The sequence below is a fragment of the Acinetobacter sp. Brlt_5 genome, assembly GCF_051949055.1.
In the GTDB taxonomy this organism is placed as follows: domain Bacteria; phylum Pseudomonadota; class Gammaproteobacteria; order Pseudomonadales; family Moraxellaceae; genus Acinetobacter; species Acinetobacter indicus.
Map to the genome: position 1 here is coordinate 38272 of NZ_JAYJLP010000017.1, position 24248 is coordinate 62519.

General features: G+C 44.7%; 24 protein-coding genes and 1 pseudogene. 16 read left to right on the top strand and 9 right to left on the bottom strand.

Annotation, left to right across the window (positions count from 1 at the left end; genetic code table 11):
• Positions 1-170 precede the first annotated feature (170 nt).
• The 4 genes from VF685_RS11555 (at position 171) to VF685_RS11570 (ending at position 7057) form a co-directional block, all read left to right on the top strand.
• Positions 171-1871: an NAD-dependent malic enzyme gene (locus VF685_RS11555; protein ID WP_016658973.1), complete on the top strand. Its 1701-nt coding sequence runs from the start codon at positions 171-173 to the stop codon at positions 1869-1871.
• A 170-nt stretch (positions 1872-2041) separates the two neighbouring features.
• On the top strand, positions 2042-4936 hold the full coding sequence (locus VF685_RS11560; RefSeq protein ID WP_286436493.1) for a type VI secretion system Vgr family protein: 2895 nt from the start codon (positions 2042-2044) through the stop codon (positions 4934-4936).
• Positions 4933-6666, top strand: coding sequence for a glycoside hydrolase family 19 protein (locus VF685_RS11565; RefSeq protein WP_005181377.1), 1734 nt, complete (start codon positions 4933-4935; stop codon positions 6664-6666). Before VF685_RS11560 ends, VF685_RS11565 begins: the two co-directional genes overlap by 4 nt.
• Entirely contained in the window at positions 6659-7057 is a 399-nt protein-coding gene (locus tag VF685_RS11570; protein WP_034598110.1) for a hypothetical protein, read from the top strand. The genes VF685_RS11565 and VF685_RS11570 overlap by 8 nt, the downstream gene beginning before the upstream one ends.
• Before the next feature lie 97 nt (positions 7058-7154).
• On the opposite strand, the gene VF685_RS11575 is transcribed toward VF685_RS11570, so the two are convergent.
• Positions 7155-8075 (bottom strand): Dyp-type peroxidase, encoded by a 921-nt coding sequence (locus tag VF685_RS11575; RefSeq protein WP_005181383.1) that lies wholly within the window; start codon positions 8073-8075, stop codon positions 7155-7157.
• Between the two features lie 158 nt (positions 8076-8233).
• On the opposite strand from VF685_RS11575, the gene VF685_RS11580 reads away from it, so the two are divergent.
• Positions 8234-8854 carry a LysE family transporter gene (locus tag VF685_RS11580; RefSeq protein WP_005181385.1) on the top strand — a complete coding sequence of 207 codons (621 nt, stop codon included), beginning with the start codon at positions 8234-8236 and terminating at the stop codon, positions 8852-8854.
• Positions 8855-8921: 67 nt separating this feature from the next.
• Here VF685_RS11580 and znuB read toward each other — a convergent pair whose 3' ends face one another.
• Genes znuB through VF685_RS11595 form a run of 3 tightly spaced genes read right to left on the bottom strand, consistent with a single transcriptional unit; the run spans position 8922 to position 10987 of the window.
• The gene (gene znuB, locus VF685_RS11585; protein ID WP_016658980.1) at positions 8922-9722 is read right to left on the bottom strand and encodes a zinc ABC transporter permease subunit ZnuB; all 801 of its coding nucleotides are present in this window, start codon (positions 9720-9722) and stop codon (positions 8922-8924) included.
• Positions 9723-9725: 3 nt separating this feature from the next.
• Entirely contained in the window at positions 9726-10517 is a 792-nt protein-coding gene (gene znuC / locus VF685_RS11590) for a zinc ABC transporter ATP-binding protein ZnuC (RefSeq protein ID WP_242911887.1), read from the bottom strand.
• On the bottom strand, positions 10490-10987 hold the full coding sequence (locus tag VF685_RS11595; RefSeq protein ID WP_005181393.1) for a transcriptional repressor: 498 nt from the start codon (positions 10985-10987) through the stop codon (positions 10490-10492). Before VF685_RS11595 ends, znuC begins: the two co-directional genes overlap by 28 nt.
• Before the next feature lie 136 nt (positions 10988-11123).
• Here VF685_RS11595 and VF685_RS11600 point away from each other — a divergent pair, with 136 nt between their 5' ends.
• From VF685_RS11600 to VF685_RS11645, 10 genes are all read left to right on the top strand, one after another.
• Positions 11124-11963 carry a metal ABC transporter solute-binding protein, Zn/Mn family gene (locus tag VF685_RS11600; protein ID WP_168382048.1) on the top strand — a complete coding sequence of 280 codons (840 nt, stop codon included), beginning with the start codon at positions 11124-11126 and terminating at the stop codon, positions 11961-11963.
• Between the two features lie 171 nt (positions 11964-12134).
• Positions 12135-12533, top strand: coding sequence for an ATP synthase subunit I (locus VF685_RS11605; protein ID WP_005181400.1), 399 nt, complete (start codon positions 12135-12137; stop codon positions 12531-12533).
• Between the two features lie 101 nt (positions 12534-12634).
• On the top strand, positions 12635-13510 hold the full coding sequence (gene atpB, locus VF685_RS11610) for a F0F1 ATP synthase subunit A (protein ID WP_004970145.1): 876 nt from the start codon (positions 12635-12637) through the stop codon (positions 13508-13510).
• 86 nt (positions 13511-13596) lie between these two features.
• Positions 13597-13842 carry a F0F1 ATP synthase subunit C gene (atpE, locus tag VF685_RS11615; RefSeq protein WP_000424060.1) on the top strand — a complete coding sequence of 82 codons (246 nt, stop codon included), beginning with the start codon at positions 13597-13599 and terminating at the stop codon, positions 13840-13842.
• Between the two features lie 40 nt (positions 13843-13882).
• Entirely contained in the window at positions 13883-14353 is a 471-nt protein-coding gene (locus VF685_RS11620; RefSeq protein WP_005181403.1) for a F0F1 ATP synthase subunit B, read from the top strand.
• Positions 14354-14365: 12 nt separating this feature from the next.
• Entirely contained in the window at positions 14366-14902 is a 537-nt protein-coding gene (locus VF685_RS11625; RefSeq protein WP_005181408.1) for a F0F1 ATP synthase subunit delta, read from the top strand.
• A gap of 46 nt (positions 14903-14948) precedes the next feature.
• Positions 14949-16493, top strand: coding sequence for a F0F1 ATP synthase subunit alpha (gene atpA, locus VF685_RS11630; RefSeq protein WP_005181412.1), 1545 nt, complete (start codon positions 14949-14951; stop codon positions 16491-16493).
• Positions 16494-16579: 86 nt separating this feature from the next.
• Positions 16580-17449 (top strand): F0F1 ATP synthase subunit gamma, encoded by an 870-nt coding sequence (gene atpG / locus VF685_RS11635; RefSeq protein WP_005181426.1) that lies wholly within the window; start codon positions 16580-16582, stop codon positions 17447-17449.
• A gap of 26 nt (positions 17450-17475) precedes the next feature.
• Positions 17476-18870 (top strand): F0F1 ATP synthase subunit beta, encoded by a 1395-nt coding sequence (gene atpD / locus VF685_RS11640; protein ID WP_104490036.1) that lies wholly within the window; start codon positions 17476-17478, stop codon positions 18868-18870.
• 26 nt (positions 18871-18896) lie between these two features.
• A complete protein-coding gene (locus VF685_RS11645) occupies positions 18897-19316 on the top strand; it encodes a F0F1 ATP synthase subunit epsilon (protein ID WP_005181432.1) in 420 nt (139 codons plus the stop codon).
• Between the two features lie 52 nt (positions 19317-19368).
• Here VF685_RS11645 and VF685_RS11650 read toward each other — a convergent pair whose 3' ends face one another.
• From VF685_RS11650 to VF685_RS11670, 5 genes and pseudogenes are all read right to left on the bottom strand, one after another.
• Complete coding sequence (locus VF685_RS11650; protein WP_177155235.1) at positions 19369-20001, bottom strand: hypothetical protein; 633 nt, start codon at positions 19999-20001, stop codon at positions 19369-19371.
• 17 nt (positions 20002-20018) lie between these two features.
• Positions 20019-20464, bottom strand: a pseudogene (locus VF685_RS11655) (ATP-binding protein).
• A gap of 37 nt (positions 20465-20501) precedes the next feature.
• The gene (locus VF685_RS11660) at positions 20502-21500 is read right to left on the bottom strand and encodes a pirin family protein (protein ID WP_286385474.1); all 999 of its coding nucleotides are present in this window, start codon (positions 21498-21500) and stop codon (positions 20502-20504) included.
• 119 nt (positions 21501-21619) lie between these two features.
• Entirely contained in the window at positions 21620-22228 is a 609-nt protein-coding gene (locus VF685_RS11665) for a hypothetical protein (RefSeq protein ID WP_286385473.1), read from the bottom strand.
• 183 nt (positions 22229-22411) lie between these two features.
• Positions 22412-22954 (bottom strand): glutathione peroxidase, encoded by a 543-nt coding sequence (locus VF685_RS11670; protein WP_005181445.1) that lies wholly within the window; start codon positions 22952-22954, stop codon positions 22412-22414.
• 328 nt (positions 22955-23282) lie between these two features.
• Here VF685_RS11670 and VF685_RS11675 point away from each other — a divergent pair, with 328 nt between their 5' ends.
• Positions 23283-24194, top strand: coding sequence for a DMT family transporter (locus tag VF685_RS11675; protein ID WP_005181447.1), 912 nt, complete (start codon positions 23283-23285; stop codon positions 24192-24194).
• The last annotated feature ends 54 nt before the right edge of the window (positions 24195-24248 follow it).

Genomic DNA, 24248 nt, shown 5'->3' on the forward strand with positions numbered 1-24248 from the left:
TCGTGACTGGATGCCCGATTGGACAAATTTATTCAGTACCTAAATTATCCACAAATCATTATCAATTTTCTAAATACCCCATTGTCCTCAAAACGGGCTAAGCTAGCTTATCTCCCAGAGGAACTTTTGCTTTGAGCCTCCTTCTGGATCATCGAATAATGAGATCGGAAATGACATCAGCGAATTCAGCCACCAAAAAACCGCTTTACATCCCTTATGCCGGAAACACGCTTCTGGAGCTGCCTTTGCTTAATAAAGGCGGTGCATTTACAGAAGAGGAACGCCGCCATTTTAATCTCCACGGTTTACTTCCACATGCCATCGAGAGCATTGAAGAACAGAGTCAGCGCTCCTATCAGCAGTATGTGTCGTTTAACGATGCCATCAACAAGCATATTTATTTACGAAATATTCAGGACACCAACGAAACCCTGTTCTATCACTTAATTGAGCATCACTTAAGTGAAATGATGCCGATTATTTATACCCCAACGGTCGGTGAGGCCTGCCAGCGTTTTTCTGATATTTACCGCCGTCATCGTGGCATCTTCCTGGCCTATCCGGACCGCGGCCATATTGATGACATTCTGCAAAATGTGAACAAGAAAAACGTGAAGGTGATTGTAATCACTGATGGCGAGCGCATCTTAGGTCTTGGTGATCAGGGCATTGGCGGGATGGGCATTCCGATTGGCAAATTATCCTTATATACCGCATGTGGTGGGATCAGCCCGGCTTATACCTTGCCAATTACTTTAGATGTAGGTACCAACAACCCGCAACTGCTGGATGATCCAATTTATATGGGCTGGAATCAGCCGCGGATTACCGGCGATGAATACTATGCCTTTGTTGATGAAGTGATTGCCGCGATCCAGCGCCGCTGGCCAAAAGCGCTGATCCAGTTTGAGGATTTCGCTCAGAACAATGCCATGCCATTGTTAAACAAATATCGTGACCAGATTTGCTGTTTTAATGATGATATTCAGGGCACCGCAGCCGTTTCGGTGGGCAGTTTAATTGCTGCCTCACGTGCCGCTGGTAAACAGCTGAAAGATCAGGTGGTGGCTTTCCTCGGTGCCGGTTCTGCTGGTAGCGGCATAGCCGAGCAGATTATTGCGCAGATGATGTATGAAGGTTTAAGCGATGCCGAAGCGCGTGCGCGGGTATTTATGGTTGACCGTTTTGGCCTGATCACCGAAAACCAGCCGAATCTGCTGGACTTCCAGCGCAAACTGGCACAGCCGCCTGAACGGGTTGCAGCCTGGGGCAATGCCGATGACATGATTTCACTACTCGATGTAGTCAAACATGCCAAACCAACGGTATTGATTGGTGTATCGGGTCAGCCGGGGCTGTTTACCGAAGAAATTATTCGCACACTAACGGAAAATTGTGAGCGACCAATTGTAATGCCACTGTCGAATCCAACCTCACGGGTTGAGGCGGTGCCGGCTGATATCCTGCAATGGTCTGAAGGTAAGGCGCTGATTGCAACTGGTAGTCCATTTGCACCGGTGAATTATCATGGCAAGATTTATCATATCTCACAGTGTAATAACTCCTATATTTTCCCGGGTATTGGTTTGGGTGTAGTCGCCTCGGGCGCGACCCGAGTCACAGACAGTATGCTGATGGCGTCGAGTAATGCACTGGCAGACTGTTCGCCGATGCTGCTCGATCCAGCGGCCGATCTGCTGCCGGATTTAAATGAAATCCAGAAGGTTTCGAAAATTATTGCCTTTAAAGTGGCTAAAGCGGCGATGCTGGCCGGTGTAGCGCCGGTAATCAGTGACGAGTTACTGGCAGAGGCCATTGAGGCGAATTTCTGGAAACCGGAATACCGTAGTTATCGCCGGATTACCTTCTAAAATATAGACAAACACAACAAGGAGCTTCGGCTCCTTTTTTTTAGGGCAGCTGTTGATCGCAACTGGTCGGAAACAGGCGGTTTGTAGCCCCGAAATGAAAGCGGGAGACTGGATTAAAAAATAAGCATTGTTTAGAATCGGGGCAAATTAAAACAATAGCTTTTATAACAATGATAACCCGTGTTCATATCCATACTGCCTTGGAGCAGGCCGGCCTCAGCCCACAAAAACGTGCCCTCCATATTCAATTTTCTCAGCCTGCCTTAAATGCCGATGTTTTTTTACAGCGCATCGACGGTGAACACCAGCTCAATGACGGTTTACATGCCGAACTGATCTGTCTTTCGACCAATGCCCAGATTCCGTTAAAACAGTTTATCGGCGCGCAGGTTGCCGTCGATCAGGTCACTGACCAGGGCCAGCTGTTTCGCAGCAGCGGTATTATCACCGCAGCCGCGCAAGGCCAAAGTGATGGCTCACTCACGCTCTATAAACTCACACTAGAAGATCCGACTGCACTCTGGCATAAACGCCGTAACAGCCGTGTGTTTATGAATAAAAGCGTGCGTGAGGTCAGTGAAATTTTATTTAAAGAATGGCAGAACAAAAGCCCGCTCTTTGCCGCCAGCCTAACGTTAGATTTAACCGGACTGACCCAGGAACTGGATGTGCGTCCCTTTATCATGCAGTCCAATGAAACCGACTATGACTTTTTGACCCGGCTCTGGCGCAGTGAAGGGATTAACTGGCTGATTGATGAAGCCCAGTTACAGGTCGTACATTCCAGCAGCCCGCTTCAGGCCCAGAAATTACGCCTGATTGATGATAACAACCAGTACAGCGCCTTAAATCGTCGCAGTATCCGCTTTCATCGCTCCAGTGCCACCGAACAATTAGATAGCATCACCCAGTTGATTGCCCAGCGCAGCCTGCAACCGACTGCCGTACATCTGCAACGCTGGCAGTCAGACAGCCTCAGCCAGGAAGAAGGCGCCGGTTCAGTGCAAAGCAAACACCAGCACAGCCATAATCAGGACAATGCCAGCCTCAGCCTGGAACAAGCCTGGCAGATCAGCCCGGCCTGGATGCAGGATTTAAATGGCGAAGACCAGGCCACCGCATCCTCTAATAACCAGCTGGACAAGCTGAACCAGAACCTCAGTCACTACCACGACCTGCAATCCAAATACTTTAGTGCCCACTCCACCGTCCGTGATGCCCAGGTCGGCTACTGGTTTGAACTGAATGAACACCCGGAAATTGACCAGCACAGCGCAGCCGACAAAGAATTTCTAATTACCGGCAAACAGTTCTATAACCAGAACAACTTACCTAAAGACCTCAAACAGCAGATCAACCAGTTACTCAGCCAGAGCCACTGGCATAGCCATTTTAGTTTTCAACAAAAACAACACCCGGATGAACGTCAAGGCAATACCTTAACCTTACAACGTCGCAACATCCATACGGTACCGGAATACCATCCACTACAGCACCGCCCGGCAGCCCATCCGCAGCGTGCCCGGGTGGTGGGACCTGCTGGAGAAAGCATCCATGTCGATGAATGGGGCCGAATCAAAGTCCGTTTCCTGTTTACCCGCAGTGATGACCATCAGCATGATGGCGGGGCCGGCAGTAATGACAAGGACACCGATTCCGCCTGGGTGGATGTACTGACGCCTTGGGCCGGAGAAGGCTATGGGGCCCGCTTCCTGCCACGGATTAATGAAATTGTGGTGATCGACTTCTTTGACGGTAACATCGACCGGCCTTTCGTGGTTGGTCGTTTACATGAAGCAGAACGCTCGCCAACCCAATTCGACCAACAAGGCCAACTACCCGACACCAAAAAACTCAGCGGGATCCGCTCACAGGAAATTGAAGGCAGTGGCTTTAACCAGCTGCGTTTTGATGATACTCCGAAGCAGATTTCTGCCCAGCTGCAAAGCAGCCATGGTGCGACCCAACTGAACCTGGGGAACTTGAGCCATCCGAAAGCCAGCGCTGAAAGTGACGGTCGTGGTGAAGGTTTTGAACTGAGAACCGATCAGTGGGGTGCAGTACGTGCTGGAGAAGGCTTACTGATTTCCACCCATCCACAGGCACAAGCCGAAGGCAATCATCTCGATGCCAGTGAGGCCAATAGCCAGATTGAAAGCTCACTGAGCAATGCCCAAGCCTTAAGTGAAGTGGCCAAAAACCAGCAGACGGATCCTTTAGAAGTTCTTGATAACTTAAAGAACTTCTTAGAGCAGATCGAACAGCAGGATGAAAATAAAGCTGCTGCTTTTAAACAGGCACTGATGATTCTTAGTGCACCAAACTCTATTGCGCTGAGTAGCCAGCAAGATGTACACCTTTCTGCGGATGGTCAGATTAGCCACAGTGCCGGAGAGAGTATTAACCTGAGTACGCAGCAATCTTTGATTGCGCATGCCAGCCAGAAACTGAGCCTGTTTGCAGCCCAACAGGGTGCACGACTGTATGCCGGTAAAGGCAAAGTCGAGATTCAGGCACAGGGTGATGGGGCAGATCTTATTGCCAGGAAAGGGGTGCAGGTCATCTCCACAGAAGACAGGATTGAAGTTAAGGCGAGTAAAAAAATTATATTGGTCGCTGGAGGAAGTCAGATTGAGATTAGTGGTTCAGGCGTGTTACCGACCACGGGTGGCAAGTTCGAGGTGAAAGCAGGGCAGCATCTGTTTTTACAGCCACAGAATGTGGTTGAACCGAAGATGAGCTTACCTCAGATGGCAACATTATTTAGTAATCAGATTAATTATCAATGGAATAGCTCGTCTGCAGGAGAAAAAGAAATTTTTGTGATTGATCAAACTGATGGAAAGCTTCTGAAAACCAATAAATCCATATTAAATGAACAACATCAATTAAGTACTTTTAGGTTCTATACGCCCCAGTCAACTGACTTTATTGCGCTGAGCTTTAACTCTTTGTGTACACATTTGAGTGGAGCAGTGAGTGATGAACAGATTGATTATTTGCTCGAAGAAATAGAAGAAGATCAGGAGGATGAGGTGTCTACACACGAGGATATTGAATCATGAGTAAACTGGTGACCATTACCTCTAAGTTTTATGATAAATCTGGACGATATGTCAGAAATCTGAAGGTGAAATCACGTTATCAAAATTCATCGAGAGAGAATCTGAAGAAAACAGATACAGATGGCTTATTTGTCTTTCAAGCTTCTCCTAATCGGATGGTAGAAATTTTAGCAAAACCACCGAAGGCATCTGATTATACTGTGGTGAAGGTCATTAATTCTTCGACACTCTCCTCCTCAGAGCATCCTATAAAAATTCAGTTACCTAACACCATTGAAGAATATCGACAAATGAATAGTACGATTTCTCAGAATGGTTTGGTGGTAACACCTTTTCAAGTGGTGGATGTTCATGGAAAGATTATGGCTAATTTTCCGATACAAACACGACCAAAGGGAAAGAAAAGTTTTGAACGTATTACAGATGATCAAGGAAGAGTTGAAGTCCTCTCTTCGGCTAATCGTGATATTGAATTTTTAGCCTTAACATCGAATGATGAGTTTGTTTTAAAAAGATCGCTTAATTCAGGTAATGGCACAGAAAAACCTATTCTGATTCAATTAGATGAACCCTATGAAAAGTTTAAAAGTACTTCTACACTAACGCTTGTAGATCGTGAAGGTAGTAATTACGTTATTGAAAAAACAAATATTGAGATGTTAATTGTAGCTACCGGGAAGAAAAAGGTTTATTCGATTTCCAATGGAAAACTGCCGTTAATAAGTATGGTTGGGCAGAGATTACAATTTACTGTACTCAAACCAGATGGAAAACCTTTAGATCCAGTAAGTTATGTGGCCAAAAGAGTTAAAGAGGAAGCTATTAAATTACATCTAGATGTTGATATTGTTAAAGGTTTGACTGAAAAAAATGAGCCAATAATTGAGCAGAATATAAAGCTACATGATTGTGCATGTGGAAGAGATATCACTTTGGATGATTTAAAGGCTTTGGCAGTAGGAAGTACAAAGCACTTATCTAAATTTATAGCACCAATTAATGATTCATTTAAAATTTATAAAATAGATAAATGTATACAAAAGGCCTATTTTATTTCACAAACATTTTTAGAAACTAGTGAGTACAAGTATTTAGAAGAGCGAGTTTCGGCTGAATATGAAAAAAATAACTATGGTGGATATAAAGGAAGAGGGCTTATTCAATTAACTTGGAAAGATAATTATATTGCTTATGGTAAGTTTAAAGGTGAAGACTTTACAGGAGTAAATAGAGTTAAAATTTCTAGTCCTAAGTATGCTGTTGATTCTGCAGCATGGTTTTGGAGGAAGGGTAAAGCTAGAGACCTAAATGAACTTGCTTTAAAAAATGATTTGATAGGTGTTTCTGCAATAATTAATGGTGGTTTTAATCATTTTGATAATGATAATCATGGGGGTAGAGAAAATAGAAAAGCATATTTATTGAGAGCCTTTAAAATTTTAAAAGTTGGGAATTGTAAAATAATTGATCAATCTTTATTAAGTTCGTTAGATGATTTTAAATTAGAGAATAGTATAGTTAATGATATGGTTGGTGAGGTATTTGGTTGGGGGTTGTGGCATGACCCTGAATACAAGAAAATTGGATGTACAAAATCATTAAGTGAAGCAAGAAAAGGTTATGCAAGATTTATTGAACTTTCCAAGAATCAAAAATTTAAACCACCTAAGAGATATGGCTACACACAGGAAAGAGCAGAAGTATTAGCTAGGAGAAAATTAAGTGGTTAAAAAGCTTATATTTATAATAATTTATTTATTTTCAATGATATCTTGTGCAAAAACAAGTGAAACACTTATATCTGAAGTATACTATTGTCTAAAGGATGATACATCGAAGATAGAAATTGCTTTTGATAGATACAACTCTAGAATAATCCATAGACCTTTTACTTCCTTTCATAAGTTAAAGGAAGTAAAAACTGTTATTTATGATGATGAGTCAAAAGCATTGGAAACAACCTATAAAGAATTAGAGGATAATAGAGAGGTAGCCAGTTTTACGTTTATCTCAAAAGGTAATGAATTTTGGGGGGCAACATATACGCCAATTAATAAAGAAGTTAAAGATCTCGATGAAACTAGATTTAATTTAAATAAAATTAACGCAACCTGTTTTTGAAATTAATATTTAATTTAAATATCACTCTGAGAAATTAAACGCTTGCTGATAACTTTAAATTATTACTAAAAAAGCCGACTCTCGTCGGCTTTATAAATTATCCTTCCAACACCGTTTCCAGCAACTCTTCACTTGGAGCGAAGTAGTAAGCCCCATCTAAAGCGGTCACAAAATGTAGTAAACGGTCATGAATACCATCTCCCGAGGTGCCAAACATACGCTCAAGCATCGCATCCAGAATGGTTAAATCCTTGGTATAGGCAATAAAGAATAAGCCTTGGTCACCTTGCCCATCCCCATACGGTAGGGAATGACGCAGAATTTCCATTTCTTCACCTTCATCATCTTCAACCACGGTACGGGCGACGTGGGCATTGTCAGGTTTCACCTCATCATCCAGCTCAATCGACTCAAGTTTGGTTCGACCCATCACTTGTTCTTGTGCATCGACTTTTAGACGTTTCCATTTATCTAAATCATGTGCATAACGCTGGGCAAAGACAAAGGAACCATCTTCAAAAATGCCGGCATCTTCGCCCAGTAAAGCGACTTCAGCACGGTCATCCGGGAATTGCGGGTTTTCTGTGCCATCAATAAAGCCGGTCATGTCGCGGCCATCAAAATAGCGGAAGCAGACCCGCTCATCCAGAACATCAACCTGATCCTGAATACCCTCAAAGAAAGACTGGCTCAGGGCAAAACAGATATCCGCACGGGCACTGGCAATATGAATGAGTACATCTGCCGGTACGACAGGCATCTGGAATGCGCCTTCAATCGGTTGTAACTGCTTAAAGCCAGCTGGAGTTTGGGAGTACAGTTGTGCCCAAAGTTCAGGTCCAAAGGCCACGGCAGTTTTAATTTGTGCATGAGGATGCTGGGTAATCAGGCGATCACGGGTATTAAAAAGATCAGCTAATTTTTCTTTTAATTGCTCAAGAGTTAAATCTTTTAAACGTAAAACAATAAAACGGGCATGATCTGAAGGTAATGGCAAGATTACAGATTGAGCTGTCATTCATGGCTCCTAAGTTTTTAATAATCAATCACTAAAACTATTGTGCCTGAACCGGTAGCAGCTTAACAGTCTCTGGATCAGATTTTTATTGCCTCTTTACTGCGCACTTAAAAGATGAATCGTCATATAATAATCTGTCATTTTTGTGGTGAATTACCATGTCTTATCAGATTTGGCTGGCCTATATGCTGGCCTGTTGGGTGATTAGTGTGTCGCCGGGCGCAGGTGCGATTGCCTCGATGTCGAGTGGGCTGAATTACGGTTTTCGTCATGGTTACTGGAATGCCATCGGGCTGCAACTGGCGCTGCTGGTACAGATTGCGATTGTGGCGGCCGGCGCGGGCGTGCTATTTGCGACCACGCCTTGGGCTTTTCTGGCAGTGAAATGGTTCGGGGTAGCGTATCTGCTGTATCTGGCCTATCTGCAATGGAAAGCGCCGGTACACTCGATTGAAATCCGGCAGGATTTACCACAGAAATCAGCTGGACGACTGCTGCTGAACGGTTTTCTGGTGAATATGAGCAATCCGAAAGCGATTGTATTTTTGCTGGCTGTCTTGCCACAATTTCTGGATTTATCCAAACCGCAGTGGATTCAATATCTGATTATGGCAGCAACCATGATTACGATTGATCTGATTGTGATGGCGGGCTATACCGGCCTGGCAGCTAAGGTTTTAAGATTGTTAAAGTCACCGCGTCAGCAGAAAGTCATGAACCGGACGTTTGCCGGTCTGTTTGCTGGTGCTGCATTTTTATTAAGTCTGGTGCATCAGTAATAGATGTTGATTTTCCCCTCTCAATGATAAAGAGGAGAGGGCTAGATGGAACCTTTCGGTTGATTGTTTAGGCCAGTTTTTTAAATTTCTGCATGGTAAAGATCAGGGCAAAAATCACCGCCATGGTCAGCACAATAGTCAGACCGGTCGAGGTATTTAAGCCGGCGCTGGACCATAAACCAACCGTTACCCCAATTTGTGCAATCACAAAAGCCCAAATCACCATCTGTTTCGGAGAATGCGCCAGCAGTCGTGCCGTGAGCGCCGGAATCACCAGCAGCGCACCCATCAATAGCGAGCCGACCGCGCGTAATGCCAGAACCGTAAACAGGGCCAGCAGCAACATAAAAATCAGACGTTGCCACTGGGCATGAATACCTTCACTGGCAGCAATATCCGGATCAATGGCAATCTGAATCTGGGCTTGCCAATACTTATATAGAACCAGCAGTGCACCGACAATCACCAGCGCAAAGATGGGTAAATCAGCCCAGGAGATCGTGAGCAGATCACCAAACAGGTAGCTGAGCAGTTCCGGGCGCAGGCTTGGAATGTGCTGGATAAACAGTAGACCGGAGCAGAGCAGGGTCGCAGAGCATAAGGCCAGCAGGGCATCATTCGGTAAGCGCGGATCATGCAGAATCCAAAGAATACCAACCAGTAATAAGGCTAAAAATGTAACGCCCATCCACAGCGGTAAGCTCAAGGCGCCGGCAATGGCCACGCCTAATAAGGTGCCATGTGCCATGGTATCGGCAAAAAAAGACATCCGGCGCCACAGCATCAGACAGCCGAGTGGCGCGGTCAGAAACACCAGTAAAGTGCCCATGATCCAGGCCGGAAGTAATAACGATAACCAATCCATCATGGTTTAGACTTCCGGTTCAGGGTGAATATGGGGACGGGAATCATGCTGACACGGCTCGGCATGGTCGCCATGCGCACAATGATCATGATGATGCTGATAGAACACCCGGTTGGTGCCAAAAATGGCCTGATATTCCGGATGCTGCTGCACGCTTTCGGGCAAGCCGCTACAGCAAATGTGTTTATTTAAACATACCACCCGATGCGTGCCTTGCATGACCCATTGCAGATCATGTGAGACCATCAGCACGGCACAGCCATATTTTTCTGGTAGGCTACGCACATAGTCATACAGCTCGGCTTCCGACTGGATATCCAGCCCCTGCATTGGTTCATCCAGCACCAGCACATCGGGTTGGCGCAATAAGGCGCGGGCCAGTAATACCCGCTGCCGTTCACCACCTGACAATTGCTGCACTTTGGAATTTTCCAGCTTGGCAATACCGGTATCGCGGATAATTTCTGCTTTTAACGTGCTGCTACATTTTTCTAAAGCCAGCAGATCCTTGACCCTTAACGGCAAGCTGTGTGAAGGATTGAATTTCTGCGGCACATAGGAGAATTTTAGTTTTTTATCGGCCAGTACTTTGCCAGCCGTGGGTTTGACAATACCGAGCATGACTTTAATCAGCGTCGATTTGCCGGCACCATTCGGACCAATGAGCGTGACAATTTCTTTCTCATGCAAAGAGAAATCGACCTGTTTTAAAATATCACGCTCATCAATCCGGACTTGAATCTGTTCAAGGCGAATCAGCGGCGCAGGACTTAGCGCTTGCTGGCGCAGTGCTGACATAAACCAGAAATCTCGATAATACTATGATGGGCGGTGAAGTGGTCCGAAGCCGACAGCTCTGCCAGTTGCTGCAGTAAACCCTGCGCAGAAGCTTCTTTGACCACTTTGCATTCGGTGCAAATTAAAAACGCCGCCTGATGGCCTTCGCGCGGATGGCAGCAGGGAATATAGGCATTAATAGAAGTTAAACGGTGAATCAGCCCTTTTTCTAATAAAAAGTCGAGGGTGCGGTACACGGTTGGTGGTGCCGCCGGACGATCTGACTCACTTTTAATTTTGGCCAGCAGGTCGTATGCCCCCATCGGGCCCGAGGCATTTAAAATCAGTTCCAGCACTTCACGACGAAGTGGGGTCAGGCGAGCACCTGTGGCGGCACAGAGACTTTCGGCTTCAGCAAGACGCTGCTCAATATTTTGATGGTCGTGCACGCCATGTAATGCATCATGATGTTCATGAGAACATAAGCTCATAGCTACCCCAAGGAAATGTAGGAGGAAAATCGGACATTAAATTTTAACATGAAGTATAGTCAGATTCGATTATACATAGGTATTTTTGTTATTTTGTTATAATATAACATCTATCCTGTTTTATGATTTTGCGCTCATGTCCCGTTTTTTCGCCTTCTGTGCTCTGGCTTTGTTCAGTACCTTGAGTTGGTCTCAAAGTCTTGTTATTTCGACACAGCCGATTTATCTGATTGCCAAGGAAATTACACAAGGCATAGAAACCCCGACCTTATTATTGGCCGACCAGACCGGACATGATGTCAGTTTGACTCCTGCACATCGCAAGACCATTCAGGATGCAGGTCTGGTGATCTGGCTGGGCAAAGCGCATGAAGCGCCTCTAGAAAAACTGTTCAGCAATCAGAGCAAAGCTATTTCATTGCTAGATTCTGGCATTTTGCAAACGCTACCACAGCGTAGCCCTCGTGGTGCAGCATTAAAAGATACGGTCGACTCGCATGTCTGGCTTGATCCGAACAATGCCATTCGTATTGGCTTTTTTATTGCGGCCTTGCGTTCCCAGCAGGTGCCTGAGCAGCGTGAACAGTACTGGGCCAATGCCCGTGCCTTTGCCCAAGAGCTGCTCCTGACCGCAGACAAGTTTAAAAGCAAAGCCTCGGCCAAAGCCTACTGGTCTTATCATGATGCCTATCAATATCTGGAACGTCCGCTGAACCTGAAGTTTGCCGGCGCACTGACCCATGATCCGCATGTCGCTCCGACGGTGGCGCAAATTAAATATATGAATGATCATCGTCCAAACACGAAAATGTGTTTACTGGCCGAAGGTCATGCCAGCAAGAGCCAGTATCAGCGCCTGAATCCGATTGTGTTTCAAATGGTCGACGAAAGTATGAGTGGGGCAGGGGACTTTGTGCAGGCCTGGCAGAAATTGGCTATCCAAACGCAAAAATGTGTAATAAATGCGCAAAAATAGCGCGTTTTGGCGGCAAATTTGAATTATGACAATACGGTTACAGTTGTGCAAAAAAATACGACTAAGATCGGGAAAAGATTGCATGTTCAGGGGTGTAACTCTATAATGCCTGCGATAAAAAACGATCATCAGTTAAACTTGTCAAGCATTTATGCTGTGAGTGGAAAGTAAATGAGCCGAACTAGTCGCTTGATTGACCGACGATTAGCGAAAGCTTTGGTCTTCTTGCAAGCATTCATGATACCTGTTGCTGCATTGATTGCCTGGATATTCAAAGATGCTACAGCCGCCTTGAGTGCCGCACTTGGTGCATTGGTATGTTGGGTTGCAAGTTGTTATTTTTCCTGGCAGTCGTTCCGCGCAGCAGGCGCGAGAGCATCTAAACAAGTTCTGTCGAACATGTATAGGGGCATGCTCGGTAAGTTTGCGATTGTGATCGTAGGATTCATTTTAATTTTAAGCAATGTCGAGCCGTTGTCTCCGGTTGCATTGTTTTGTGGTTTTATTCTCGTTCAGGCCATGTCGTGGGTCGCTCCGTTTTGGGTGTCACGTCTACAAAAACGAGTATAGGCGCAGCAAAAATTGAAAAGTTTTTAGGAGATGAGCGAGATATCAAGCAGCACGCGATATTCGTTCCCTCTTTTGTTTTTGACATTGACCAGGTGTGATTTATGGCTGCTGAAGAACATGCCCTTACTTCGACCGAGTATATCAAGCATCACTTGACCAACATGACGTACGGCAAAATGCCAGACGGTTCATGGAAGTTGGCTGAGTCTGCTGAAGAAGCTCAACAGATGGGGTTCACTGCTATTCACTTGGATTCAATGGGTTGGTCTATCGGACTTGGTCTGATCTTCTGTTTATTGTTCTGGATTGTCGCGAAAGCTGCAAATTCAGGCGTGCCTGGTAAATTCCAGTCAGTAATTGAAGTGATTATCGAGTTTGTAGATTCAAGTGTACGTGATACCTTCCATGGGAAGTCTCGATTAATTGCACCCTTAGCATTAACCATTTTCGTGTGGATTTTCCTCATGAACTTGATGGATTTAATCCCTGTTGACTTTATTCCTTATGTAGCTCAACAGGCGATTGCATCTATGCTGGGTGTGGACCCTCATCAGGTTTACTTTAAAATTGTTCCGACTACAGATCCAAACATTACCTTAGGTATGTCTATTTCTGTATTCTTCTTAATTATTTTCTATAGTATTCGTGAGAAAGGTGTTGGCGGCTTCGTTGGTGAGTTGGCACTTAACCCATTTAACCCAAGTAATCCAGTTGCTAAAGTGCTTTTAATTCCATTCAACTTATTGTTGGAATTGACTACTTTCTTGGCGCGACCAGTTTCATTGGCTCTACGACTGTTCGGTAACATGTATGCGGGTGAGTTAATCTTCATTCTTATCGCGTTATTACCGTTCTGGATCCAGTGGGCATTGTCTGTGCCTTGGGCGATTTTCCACATTTTGATTATTACGCTACAAGCATTCATTTTCATGATGTTGACAATCGTGTACATGAGCATGGCAAGCGAAAAGCATTAATGGTATGGCCTAACTGTCATCGGGCGGTTGGGCACACAATTTTTTAACTTAATTTGGTATAAAACCTAACCTCTGAGGAATTTTTCATGGAACTCACTTTAGGTCTAGTTGCAATTGCATCTGCTATCTTGATCGCTTTCGGTGCTTTAGGTACTGCGATTGGTTTTGGTCTTTTGGGCGGTCGCTTCCTTGAAGCTGTTGCACGTCAGCCAGAATTGGCTCCACAACTTCAAACTCGTATGTTCTTAATCGCGGGTCTTCTTGATGCTGTGCCTATGATCGGTGTTGGTATTGGCTTGTTCTTCATCTTCGCTAATCCATTTGTAGGTTAATCAGCTTAATTCCCAAAAATCCACTATTTGAGGAATAGCAATGAATATCAACCTCACATTGATTGGCCAAGCGATTGCATTTGCGATTTTCGTCGCATTCTGCATGAAGTTTGTATGGCCACCACTAATCAATGCGATTAGTGAGCGTCAGCGTCGCATCGCTGATGGCTTAAATGCTGCTGAAAAAGCAAAAGCTGACCTTGCTGATGCGCAAGCACAAGTTAAGGCAGAGCTAGACGCAGCGAAAGCACAAGCGGCTCAATTGATCGAACAAGCGAACCGTCGTGCAGCACAATTGGTCGAAGAAGCGCGTACCCAAGCATCTGCTGAAGGTGAGCGTATCCGTCAACAGGCGAAAGAAGCTGTTGATACTGAAATCAATGCTGCTCGCGAAGAATTACGTCAACAAGTCGCTGCTTTGGCAGTTGCCGGTGCTGAGAAAATTCTTAGCCAGCAAGTTGACGCAGAAGCTCACAATGCCATGCTGAACCAGCTGGCTGCTAAACTTTAAGCGAGGCGAAATATGGCTGAACTCTTGACGTTGGCACGCCCATATGCGAAAGCAGCATATGCTTATGCCTCTGAGCAAAGTGCAACTGACAGTTGGTCACAAGCACTAGCATTGCTCAGTGCTGCGGTACAAGACGAAGCATTTTCAGCTTACTTAAATCGCCCTGAGCTTACTCCTGCAGAGCAGGTGAGTGTTTTTGCAAAAGTTTTAGGTGAAGACCAGACTGCAGCATTGTCAAACTTTTTGACTTTGCTTGCTGAAAATGATCGTTTGTCTTTAATGCCTGAAATTCAAGCAGAATATGAACAGCTCAAATCACAGAATAACAACAATGTGGACGTCGTAATTGAATCGGCTTTCCCATTGTCTGCTGACCAGGAACAAGTGTTGAAAGCGGCGCTGGAAAAGCGTTTCAACAGCACGGTTTCTATTGTAGTAGAAGTCAATCCGGCGTTAATCGCGGGTGTTGTTATTCGTGCAGGCGACCAAGTGATAGATGATTCTGCGCTTAACAAGCTTGAAAAAATGCGGACTCGTCTTCTTGCGTAATTGCATATAAGAAGACTGAACTTTAAAAAGATTGAGGTATAGCGCAATGCAACAACTGAATCCATCCGAGATCAGTGCGCTCATTAAACAGCGTATCGGCGATCTGGACACCAGCGCGACCGCTAAAAACGAAGGTACCATTGTTATGGTATCCGACGGTATTGTGCGCATTCACGGTCTTGCTGATGCAATGTACGGTGAAATGATCGAATTCGACGGCGGCTTATACGGTATGGCACTGAACCTAGAACAGGATTCAGTGGGCGTCGTTGTTTTAGGTAACTACTTAGGCCTTCAAGAAGGTCAAAAAGCTCGTTGTACAGGTCGTGTATTAGAAGTTCCGGTTGGTCCAGAACTTTTAGGCCGTGTCGTAGATGCTTTGGGTAACCCAATTGATGGTAAAGGCCCAATTGATGCGAAATTAACTGATGCTGTAGAAAAAGTAGCACCAGGCGTAATTTGGCGTCAATCAGTGGATCAACCTGTACAAACTGGTTATAAATCAGTAGATACAATGATCCCAGTTGGCCGTGGTCAGCGTGAGTTGATCATTGGTGACCGTCAGACTGGTAAAACAGCTATGGCGATCGATGCGATCATCGCTCAGAAAAACTCTGGCATTAAGTGTGTATACGTAGCAATTGGTCAAAAACAATCGACTATCGCGAACGTAGTACGCAAGCTGGAAGAAACTGGCGCTATGGCGTATACCACTGTTGTAGCAGCAGCTGCAGCTGATCCAGCAGCAATGCTGTATCTGGCGCCTTATGCTGGCTGTACAATGGGCGAATACTTCCGTGATCGTGGTGAAGACGCGTTAATTATTTATGATGATTTGTCTAAGCAAGCTGTTGCTTACCGTCAAATTTCATTGCTTCTTCGTCGTCCACCAGGTCGTGAAGCTTACCCAGGTGACGTATTCTATCTACATTCACGTCTACTTGAACGTGCTTCTCGCGTATCTGCTGATTATGTTGAGAAATTCACTAACGGTGAGGTTAAAGGCCAAACTGGTTCATTAACTGCATTGCCGATTATTGAAACTCAAGCAGGTGACGTATCTGCATTCGTACCGACTAACGTAATTTCGATTACTGATGGTCAGATCTTCCTTGAAACATCATTATTCAACGCGGGTATTCGTCCTGCGGTGAACGCCGGTATTTCTGTATCGCGTGTTGGTGGTTCGGCTCAAACGAAGATCATCAAAAAATTGTCTGGTGGTATCCGTACCGCTTTGGCGCAATACCGTGAATTGGCAGCGTTTGCTCAGTTCGCTTCTGACCTTGACGAAGCAACTCGTAAGCAACTTGAACATGGTCAACGCGTAACTGAGTTAATGAAGCAGAAACAATATGCGCCTTACTCAATTGCTGACCAGGCTGTTTCAGTTTATGCATCTAACGAAGGCTACATGGCTGACGTTGAAGTGAAGAAAATCGTAGACTTTGATGCTGCGTTAATTTCTTACTTCCGTTCAGAGCACGCTGCGTTAATGCAACAAATCGATGAAACTGGTGATTACAACAAAGACATCGAAGCTGCAATCAAAGCAGGTATTGAAAGCTTTAAAGCGACTCAAACTTACTAATTTAGCACTTTGCTAATTAGTGTTGGTTTGGTTCACGGATCAACCTTCGAGGGCTCGAAAGGGCCTTCGAATACTAGGTTAAGCGTATGGCAAACTTAAAAGAAATTCGCGCCAAAGTAGCTAGTATCAAGAGCACGCAGAAGATTACTCGAGCGATGCAAATGGTAGCTGCTTCTAAGATGCGTCGTGCGCAAGAGCGCATGGCTCAAGGCCGTCCGTATGCCGAAAATATGCACCGTGTAATTGCTCATTTGGTACAAGCGAATCCTGAATATAAACACCGTTATATGGTTGAGCGTCCTGTGAAGCGCGTTGGCTATATCATTGTTTCTTCAGATCGTGGTTTGGCAGGCGGTTTGAACATTAACCTGTTCAAAAAAGTGGTCAAACACGTACAACAGCAACAAGAGCAGTCAATTGAAGTTCAATTTGCTTTAATTGGTCAAAAAGCGGTTTCGTTTTTTAAAAACTACGGCGGTAAAGTACTAGGTGCAACTACAAACGTAGGTGATACACCAAGTCTTGAACAGTTATCTGGTTCTGTACAGGTGATGTTAGACGCTTATGATAAAGGCGAGTTAGATCGTATTTATCTGGTGTCCAACGGCTTTGTCAATGCCATGACTCAAAATCAAAAAATCGAACAACTTGTTCCTTTAGCAGCTGCTGAAGAAGACAAGACCCTGAACCGTCAATACGGTTGGGACTATATCTATGAACCAGAAGCAGAAGAACTGCTGAATGGTTTATTGGTTCGTTATATTGAGTCTGTGGTGTATCAAGGTGTGATTGAAAACATCGCTTGTGAGCAATCTGCACGTATGGTCGCAATGAAAGCTGCGACAGATAACGCAGGTGAGCTTATCAAGAACCTACAACTTATTTATAACAAGCTGCGTCAAGCCGCGATTACTCAGGAAATTTCTGAGATCGTTGGTGGTGCCGCTGCCGTTTAACATTATTTTGAATTGAGGAGACAGCAATGAGTAGCGGTCGTATCATTCAGATCATCGGCGCGGTTATCGACGTCGAGTTTGAACGCAACAGCGTTCCTAAGATCTATGACGCTCTTCACGTTGATGGCACTGAAACTACTTTAGAAGTTCAGCAACAACTTGGTGACGGCGTTGTACGTACAATTGCGATGGGATCTACTGAAGGTCTTAAACGTGGTTTGAACGTAACTAACACTAACGCGCCGATCTCTGTACCAGTAGGTACAGCGACACTTGGTCGTATCATGGACGTTCTTGGTCGCCCTATCGACGAAGCTGGTCCAGTTGCAACTGAAGAGCGTTTACCAATTCACCGTCAAGCGCCTTCTTATGCAGAACAAGCGGCTTCTACTGACCTTCTAGAAACTGGTATTAAAGTCATTGACTTACTTTGCCCGTTCGCGAAAGGTGGTAAAGTTGGTCTGTTCGGTGGTGCCGGTGTTGGTAAAACTGTAAACATGATGGAGTTGATCAACAACATCGCTAAAGCGCACTCAGGTTTATCTGTATTCGCTGGTGTTGGTGAGCGTACTCGTGAAGGTAACGACTTCTATCACGAGATGAAAGACTCTAACGTTCTAGACAAAGTAGCAATGGTCTACGGTCAGATGAACGAGCCACCTGGTAACCGTTTACGCGTAGCGTTGACTGGTCTGACTATGGCTGAGTACTTCCGTGATCAAAAAGACGAAAACGGTAAAGGCCGTGACGTATTATTGTTCGTTGACAACATCTACCGTTATACACTAGCAGGTACTGAAGTATCAGCACTTCTAGGCCGTATGCCATCTGCAGTAGGTTATCAGCCTACACTTGCAGAAGAGATGGGTGTTCTGCAAGAACGTATTACATCAACTAAGTCTGGTTCGATTACGTCTATCCAAGCGGTATACGTACCTGCCGATGACTTAACAGATCCATCGCCTGCTACAACGTTCGCTCACTTGGACGCAACTGTTGTATTGAGCCGTGACATCGCTTCTCAAGGTATTTACCCTGCGATCGATCCACTTGACTCTACTTCACGTCAGCTAGATCCACTGGTAGTAGGTACTGAGCATTACGAAATCGCTCGTTCAGTTCAAAACGTTCTTCAACGTTATAAAGAATTGAAAGACATTATCGCAATTCTTGGTATGGACGAATTGTCAGAAGAAGACAAACTTACTGTATACCGTGCACGTAAGATCCAACGTTTCTTCTCTCAACCGTTCCACGTAGCTGAAGTATTTACTGGCGCGCCTGGTAAACTTGTACCGCTTAAAGAAACGATTCGTGGCTTTAAAGGTCTTCTAGCTGGTGAATACGATCACATCCCAGAACAAGCGTTCTATATGGTTGGTGGTATTGACGAAGTGATTGCTAAAGCCGAGAAACTTTAATTAGCTACCTAATTTAGGAGGTTCTCATGGCGACTATGCAATGTGACGTTGTAAGTGTTCAGGAGTCTTTGTACTCTGGCACTGTAACTATGCTAATTGCAAAAGGTGCTGGCGGTGAGTTGGGTATTATGCCTGGCCACGCTCCGCTGGTAACTTTGCTCCAACCTGGCGCGATCCGCGTTATTTTGGAAAATGGTACAGAAGAATTAATCTATGTATCTGGTGGTGTTCTAGAAGTTCAACCGCACGTTGTTACGGTTCTTGCAGATACTGCAGTCCGTGCAGAAAACTTGGATGAAGCGGCAATTATTGAAGCGCGTAAACACGCTGAACAATTGCTGGCGAATCAAAAGAGCGATTTGGACGCTGCTGCTGCTTTGGCTGCTTTGGCAGAAACTGCTGCACAGTTGGAAACGATCCGCAAAATCAAAAACCGCGCAATGTAATTGCTGGTTTAAGATTGAAGAAACCACCCGAAAGGGTGGTTTTTTTATGGGTTTAATTTTTTCTATATTTGTTTTGGTAAATATTTTCGTAGAAGAAAACTAGGTCTTTTGATCTTCCATAGTGATTACCTGATCCATAAGTCGCAACTACATATAAAAAACCAAATCTTTCTAGTTCAGATAATGAAAAATTACATTCTTCATTTTTAAGGTGATAATTTTTATTGGTCTTATTTTTTTCAGACAATGTGTAAGCTTTATCTAACCCTTCTAATAAAAAAGATGTTAATTGAGGGATAATATGGGCATACCTTAAAAAATTCTCACGATTTATTTCTTTGACATCATATAGAAGAGCTAAGCGAGCAAGCATCTTAGATTGATGGACTAAATATGTTTTATCCAAAGCATTAAGTAACTCACAGCCAATTTCTAAATTGTTTTGATCTTTAAATATTTTTAATAAACTTCCTGGTTCTAGGTTTTCACCTTCCTTTATAAACTCCAAGATATTCTTTAATTTTTGCTTCTCGTTATAACTTCTAAAAAGTCGGTAAATCGCAATGCCTGATGAAGCTAAAGGGAATGCTTTGAGAATTTCTTGAAAAATAGTATCAGTTGTTTCTAGAACTGTATTATCAAAATAATTTTCCGTTGTCTCAGCTAAAGTTGATATTTTATTCATGTAATTATTCCTTATTATTAATCTTGATAAATAGAAAACTCACCATTCCCCACAATCTTTACCCTAAACATCTCATCAAAACCTTCATCTAATCTCGGAACTTCAAGTTTTTTATAAGTCGCAAGTACACCTACTTTCGGAATATTGGCGTTGCCAACACAGTAACTATTTCGCTCAAAGGTACTCTTTAAATCCGTTTCAAAATAATAAGCAATCACTTCAAATCCTGCATCGATCGCTCTTTGAATATAGAGCGCGGTCTGCTTTGATCTGGTTAGTGTTATCAATCACCATTTTGATTTTAGAGGCAAGTCCCCCTTCAAAAATAATATTTTTCACGATGTCGTGTTTTTAGCATATCCAAATTAATTCGCAAATGACTATGCGCCAAATTCAGCAAATAAAAACTCGACTTTCCAGACGCTTGAACATTAGAAAATAAAATTAATTTGCATAAAAACAGCCAGAAACATGCCAAGCTGTTCTCATAAAAATAGAATTTAGAGCTGTTCAGGATATTCCTTATGCTCACCACCCTGATAAGTCGCAAAACGTGGCTGCTTGCGTTCAAACACCGGTGCCGGACTCGGCCATGGCCATTCACCAAAATGGGTGTCGCGGTAACGTTTAAAGGCAGCGTTCAGTTCATCTTCACTATTTAGTACAAAAGGCCCGCGCATGGCTACCGGTGCACCAATTGGTTCACCTTCAAGCCATAGAATCCGGGATTCAAGTAGTCCACCTTTTAAATGAATCTCGGCATCCGATTTCAATTCGGCCAAATGTTTCACGTCCATCTGCTGACCTTCAAGCTCTAAACTCTTACCCTGATAGAAATAACAGAAGCGGGTCGAACTGGCGCTGGTGGCTGGAATGGTCACTTCAGCTTCGGGCGCTAAGGTAATCAGGTAAATATTCACCTTGTTTTCAGCCGGCGCTGCCCATGAATGGGGTGGGCGTGGCAGGGCATCGGTTTCTTTAAACTGGCCGGAAATTACCCGGATATCAGCTTTCTGGCCTGCCGCATTGGCTTCAATTACATGCGGAATCTGCTCGCGCCATAACATTTTATAATCAGCTGGCTGCTGTTTCTGTTCAGGCGATGAATTAAACCAGATCTGGAACAGTTCCATTGGGTTGGCGCGGTCTTCATGCACGAGTGGAAACATCTCGCAGTGTTCGACGCCATTGCCGGTGGTCAGCCATTGCACATCTCCAGCGGCATAACGACCGGCATTGCCGAGCGAATCAAAATGATCGACCACGCCTTGTTCCACTAAGGTAATGGTTTCAAAACCGGTATGCGGATGCTCAGGGAAACCGGGCACCACATCGCCATAATACATATTGTATTCTTTATTTTGTGGCGGCGTTTGCGGACCCAGCTGGGCATTGCCAGCCGGAAAATGATCCAGATGATGGGCACAGAAGATAAACGGATCTTTCAGATCTAAACGGAATGTCACAGGTACAACAGAATAAATCAGTGGATGCTGCATGGCAGACCTCTTATTTTTAAATGAACGCATTATTTTTTTAAATTTTAACTATCAGAATCAGACTAAAAACTCTCTGAATCAGGCAGACTCACCACCCAGATGGGCAGTGAGCCTGAGGATCAGGATTCAGCTTGCGCCTGATTTTCAGTGTCAGTGTTTGCGCTTTCAGTATTTTCAGTATTCTCTGACTGTAACAGGATGCTGGCCAGTTTCACCATCTCAGACTGTACTGTGCCCATCTGCTGCTGAATTTTGGCAAAGTCGACTTTGCTGAGGTCAATCTGGCCATTTAAAAATGGCGAAGCCAGAACCTGTTCATTGGCTTGCAGAATGTTCTGGCGAATATTGTCAATTTCCTGACTTTTTAAATTCAAACTGTTTAAGGCGCTATTAAAGCCCTGTAATTGCTGTTGCAATTTGCTGGCTGCGCTTTGTAGCTGTTGATGATCCTGACTGTTGACGGCCTGTTGCAGCTCGGTCTGGGTCTGGCGCAACTGCTCGACATACTCACCGGCTTTCAGCTGCATATCAGCCACATCGCGCACAATATAAAACATATTGCCACTTTTTAAATCGGCTTGTGGTGCAGGGCTTTGCTGCTGGGAGGTGATTTCGGTATCCGGATCGGCTTCCGAAACCGGAGCGCTGGGCTGGTCACAACCGACCAGAAGTAGAGCTGAAGTCAGCAGGCCAAAGGGCAGGAGAAAATGGGAAAAGGCGCGTTTCATGGCAAGATCAATCACAATTTTTTATCTTGCAGTTTAATATAGGGGCTTTAATTAAATAAAAAACAGATTGTTGCAAAGCAATAACAATTTTCCAGGGCAAACAGGCGGTGTGATGAGCGTGGCTTATGGATGTCTAGATCTATAAAAAAAGAGGGCCGCAACCCTCTTTGTTACTGCAAACAATTAACGCGCCAGTTCGGCATTAATTGCATCGACAATACGTGGGTCATCGGCCTGAATGTCTGGGGCAAAACGTGCCACCACTTCGCCTTCTTTATTGATCAGGAATTTTTCGAAGTTCCACAGCACTTCAGGTGGTTCATTTGGGGTCAGACCATAATCCACCAGATCTTTCCACCATGGGCCTTCACCAATCCGTTCTGGAATGGCCTGGGTCAGACGAGCATATAGCGGATGTTTATCTTCACCCACCACTGAAATTTTGGCGAATAACGGGAAATCTACCTGATAATTCAGCGAACAGAACTGCTGGATTTCTTCATTGCTGCCGGGTTCCTGCGCCAGAAAGTCATTGGCCGGGAAACCGAGAATTTCCAGACCTTGTTCTTTTTTCTGCTGATAAAGCTTTTGCAGACCTTCATATTGCGGCGTCAGACCGCATTTAGAAGCCACGTTTACAATCAGCAGCACCTTGCCTTGATACTGGTTCAGTGTGGTTTCTTCACCCTGAATGGTCACGACCGGAATGTCATATACAGATGCCATGTGTTTATCCTAAAGTGATTTATTGTCGTTCTCTGTTGTAACGGGCTTTGCCCAATCCCGCAAGACCTATTGCTGCGGCTTTTGGCAGATTTTTGTATAGCGCTGTGTCAATGCGGCATATTTTAAGCAGGTGCGGAATCCCAGCAAAGTGGAGTGATGGAGCAATTTGAACGCAGCACAAGATTTCACCATCGCGAATTGCCCCAAAGCAGTTAAATTGGACTAGAATGAGGGCACAAGGAAAGTTTAAAAATAAAGTGAAAAGGCATTCATTCAGCGCAGGAAGCAGCGTCTGCTTCAGGCCGATCGACTCAACAAGGAACAGAATATGACACAGCAAGAAAAAATGCTGTCTTGGGCCATTCTTTTACCGGTCAGCGCGGTACTGATCTGGTCACTGAATATTGTCGTGACCCGCTATGTGACCGACTTTATCTCGCCGGTGAGCATCAGTTTTTATCGCTGGTTTTTTGCCTTTCTGATTCTAACCCCATTTATTTTGCCGCGGGTGATCCGTGAACGCGCCCTGATTGTACCGCATCTGAAACAGCTGGCAGTGCTGAGTGCCTTTGGACTGGTGCTGTATCAGGGACTGGCCTATACCGCTGCGCATTACACCACCGCCACCAATATGGGCATTATTAATGCCTTTATTCCGATTTTTACCATTTTTGTGTCGATGCTGATTCTGCGCGATATTCCGAATCGCTACGCCATTATTGGCAGCCTGTTGTCCTTTGCCGGGCTAATCTATGTGATGGGGCAGGGCAATCCTTGGGGCTTGCTGCATGCCGGTGGTCAGTGGGGCGATCTGCTGATGATTATTGCCGTGTTTTTCTATGCCTTTTACGGGGTTTTTCTGAAAAAATGGCAGCTGCAGATTCCGTTAATGCTGAGCCTGTATGTGCAGATTCTGTTTGCACTGCTGTATCACCTGCCGTTTGTGGCCTGGTTGGGGCTTGATGCCATCAATATGGCCAATGCCGGCAGCGTCATTTACGCCAGTATTTTTCCTTCATTAATTGCCCCTTTGGTGTGGATGATGGCGATTCAGCGTCTGGGACCGAACCGCACCAGTATCTTTATGAACCTGATGCCAGTGTTTACCGCTTTAATTGCCTTTGTCTGGTTAAAAGAGGCCTGGACCATTTATCACAGTATTGGTGGGGCGATTATTCTGTTCGGAATTGTGCTGGCCCAGAAAAAAACTGTGGCACCGGTGCTGCTAAAAGCTAAATAATTGCCTAAAAAACGAACAAATAAACTTAATTTTTTGCTTGAATGATCTCGTGAA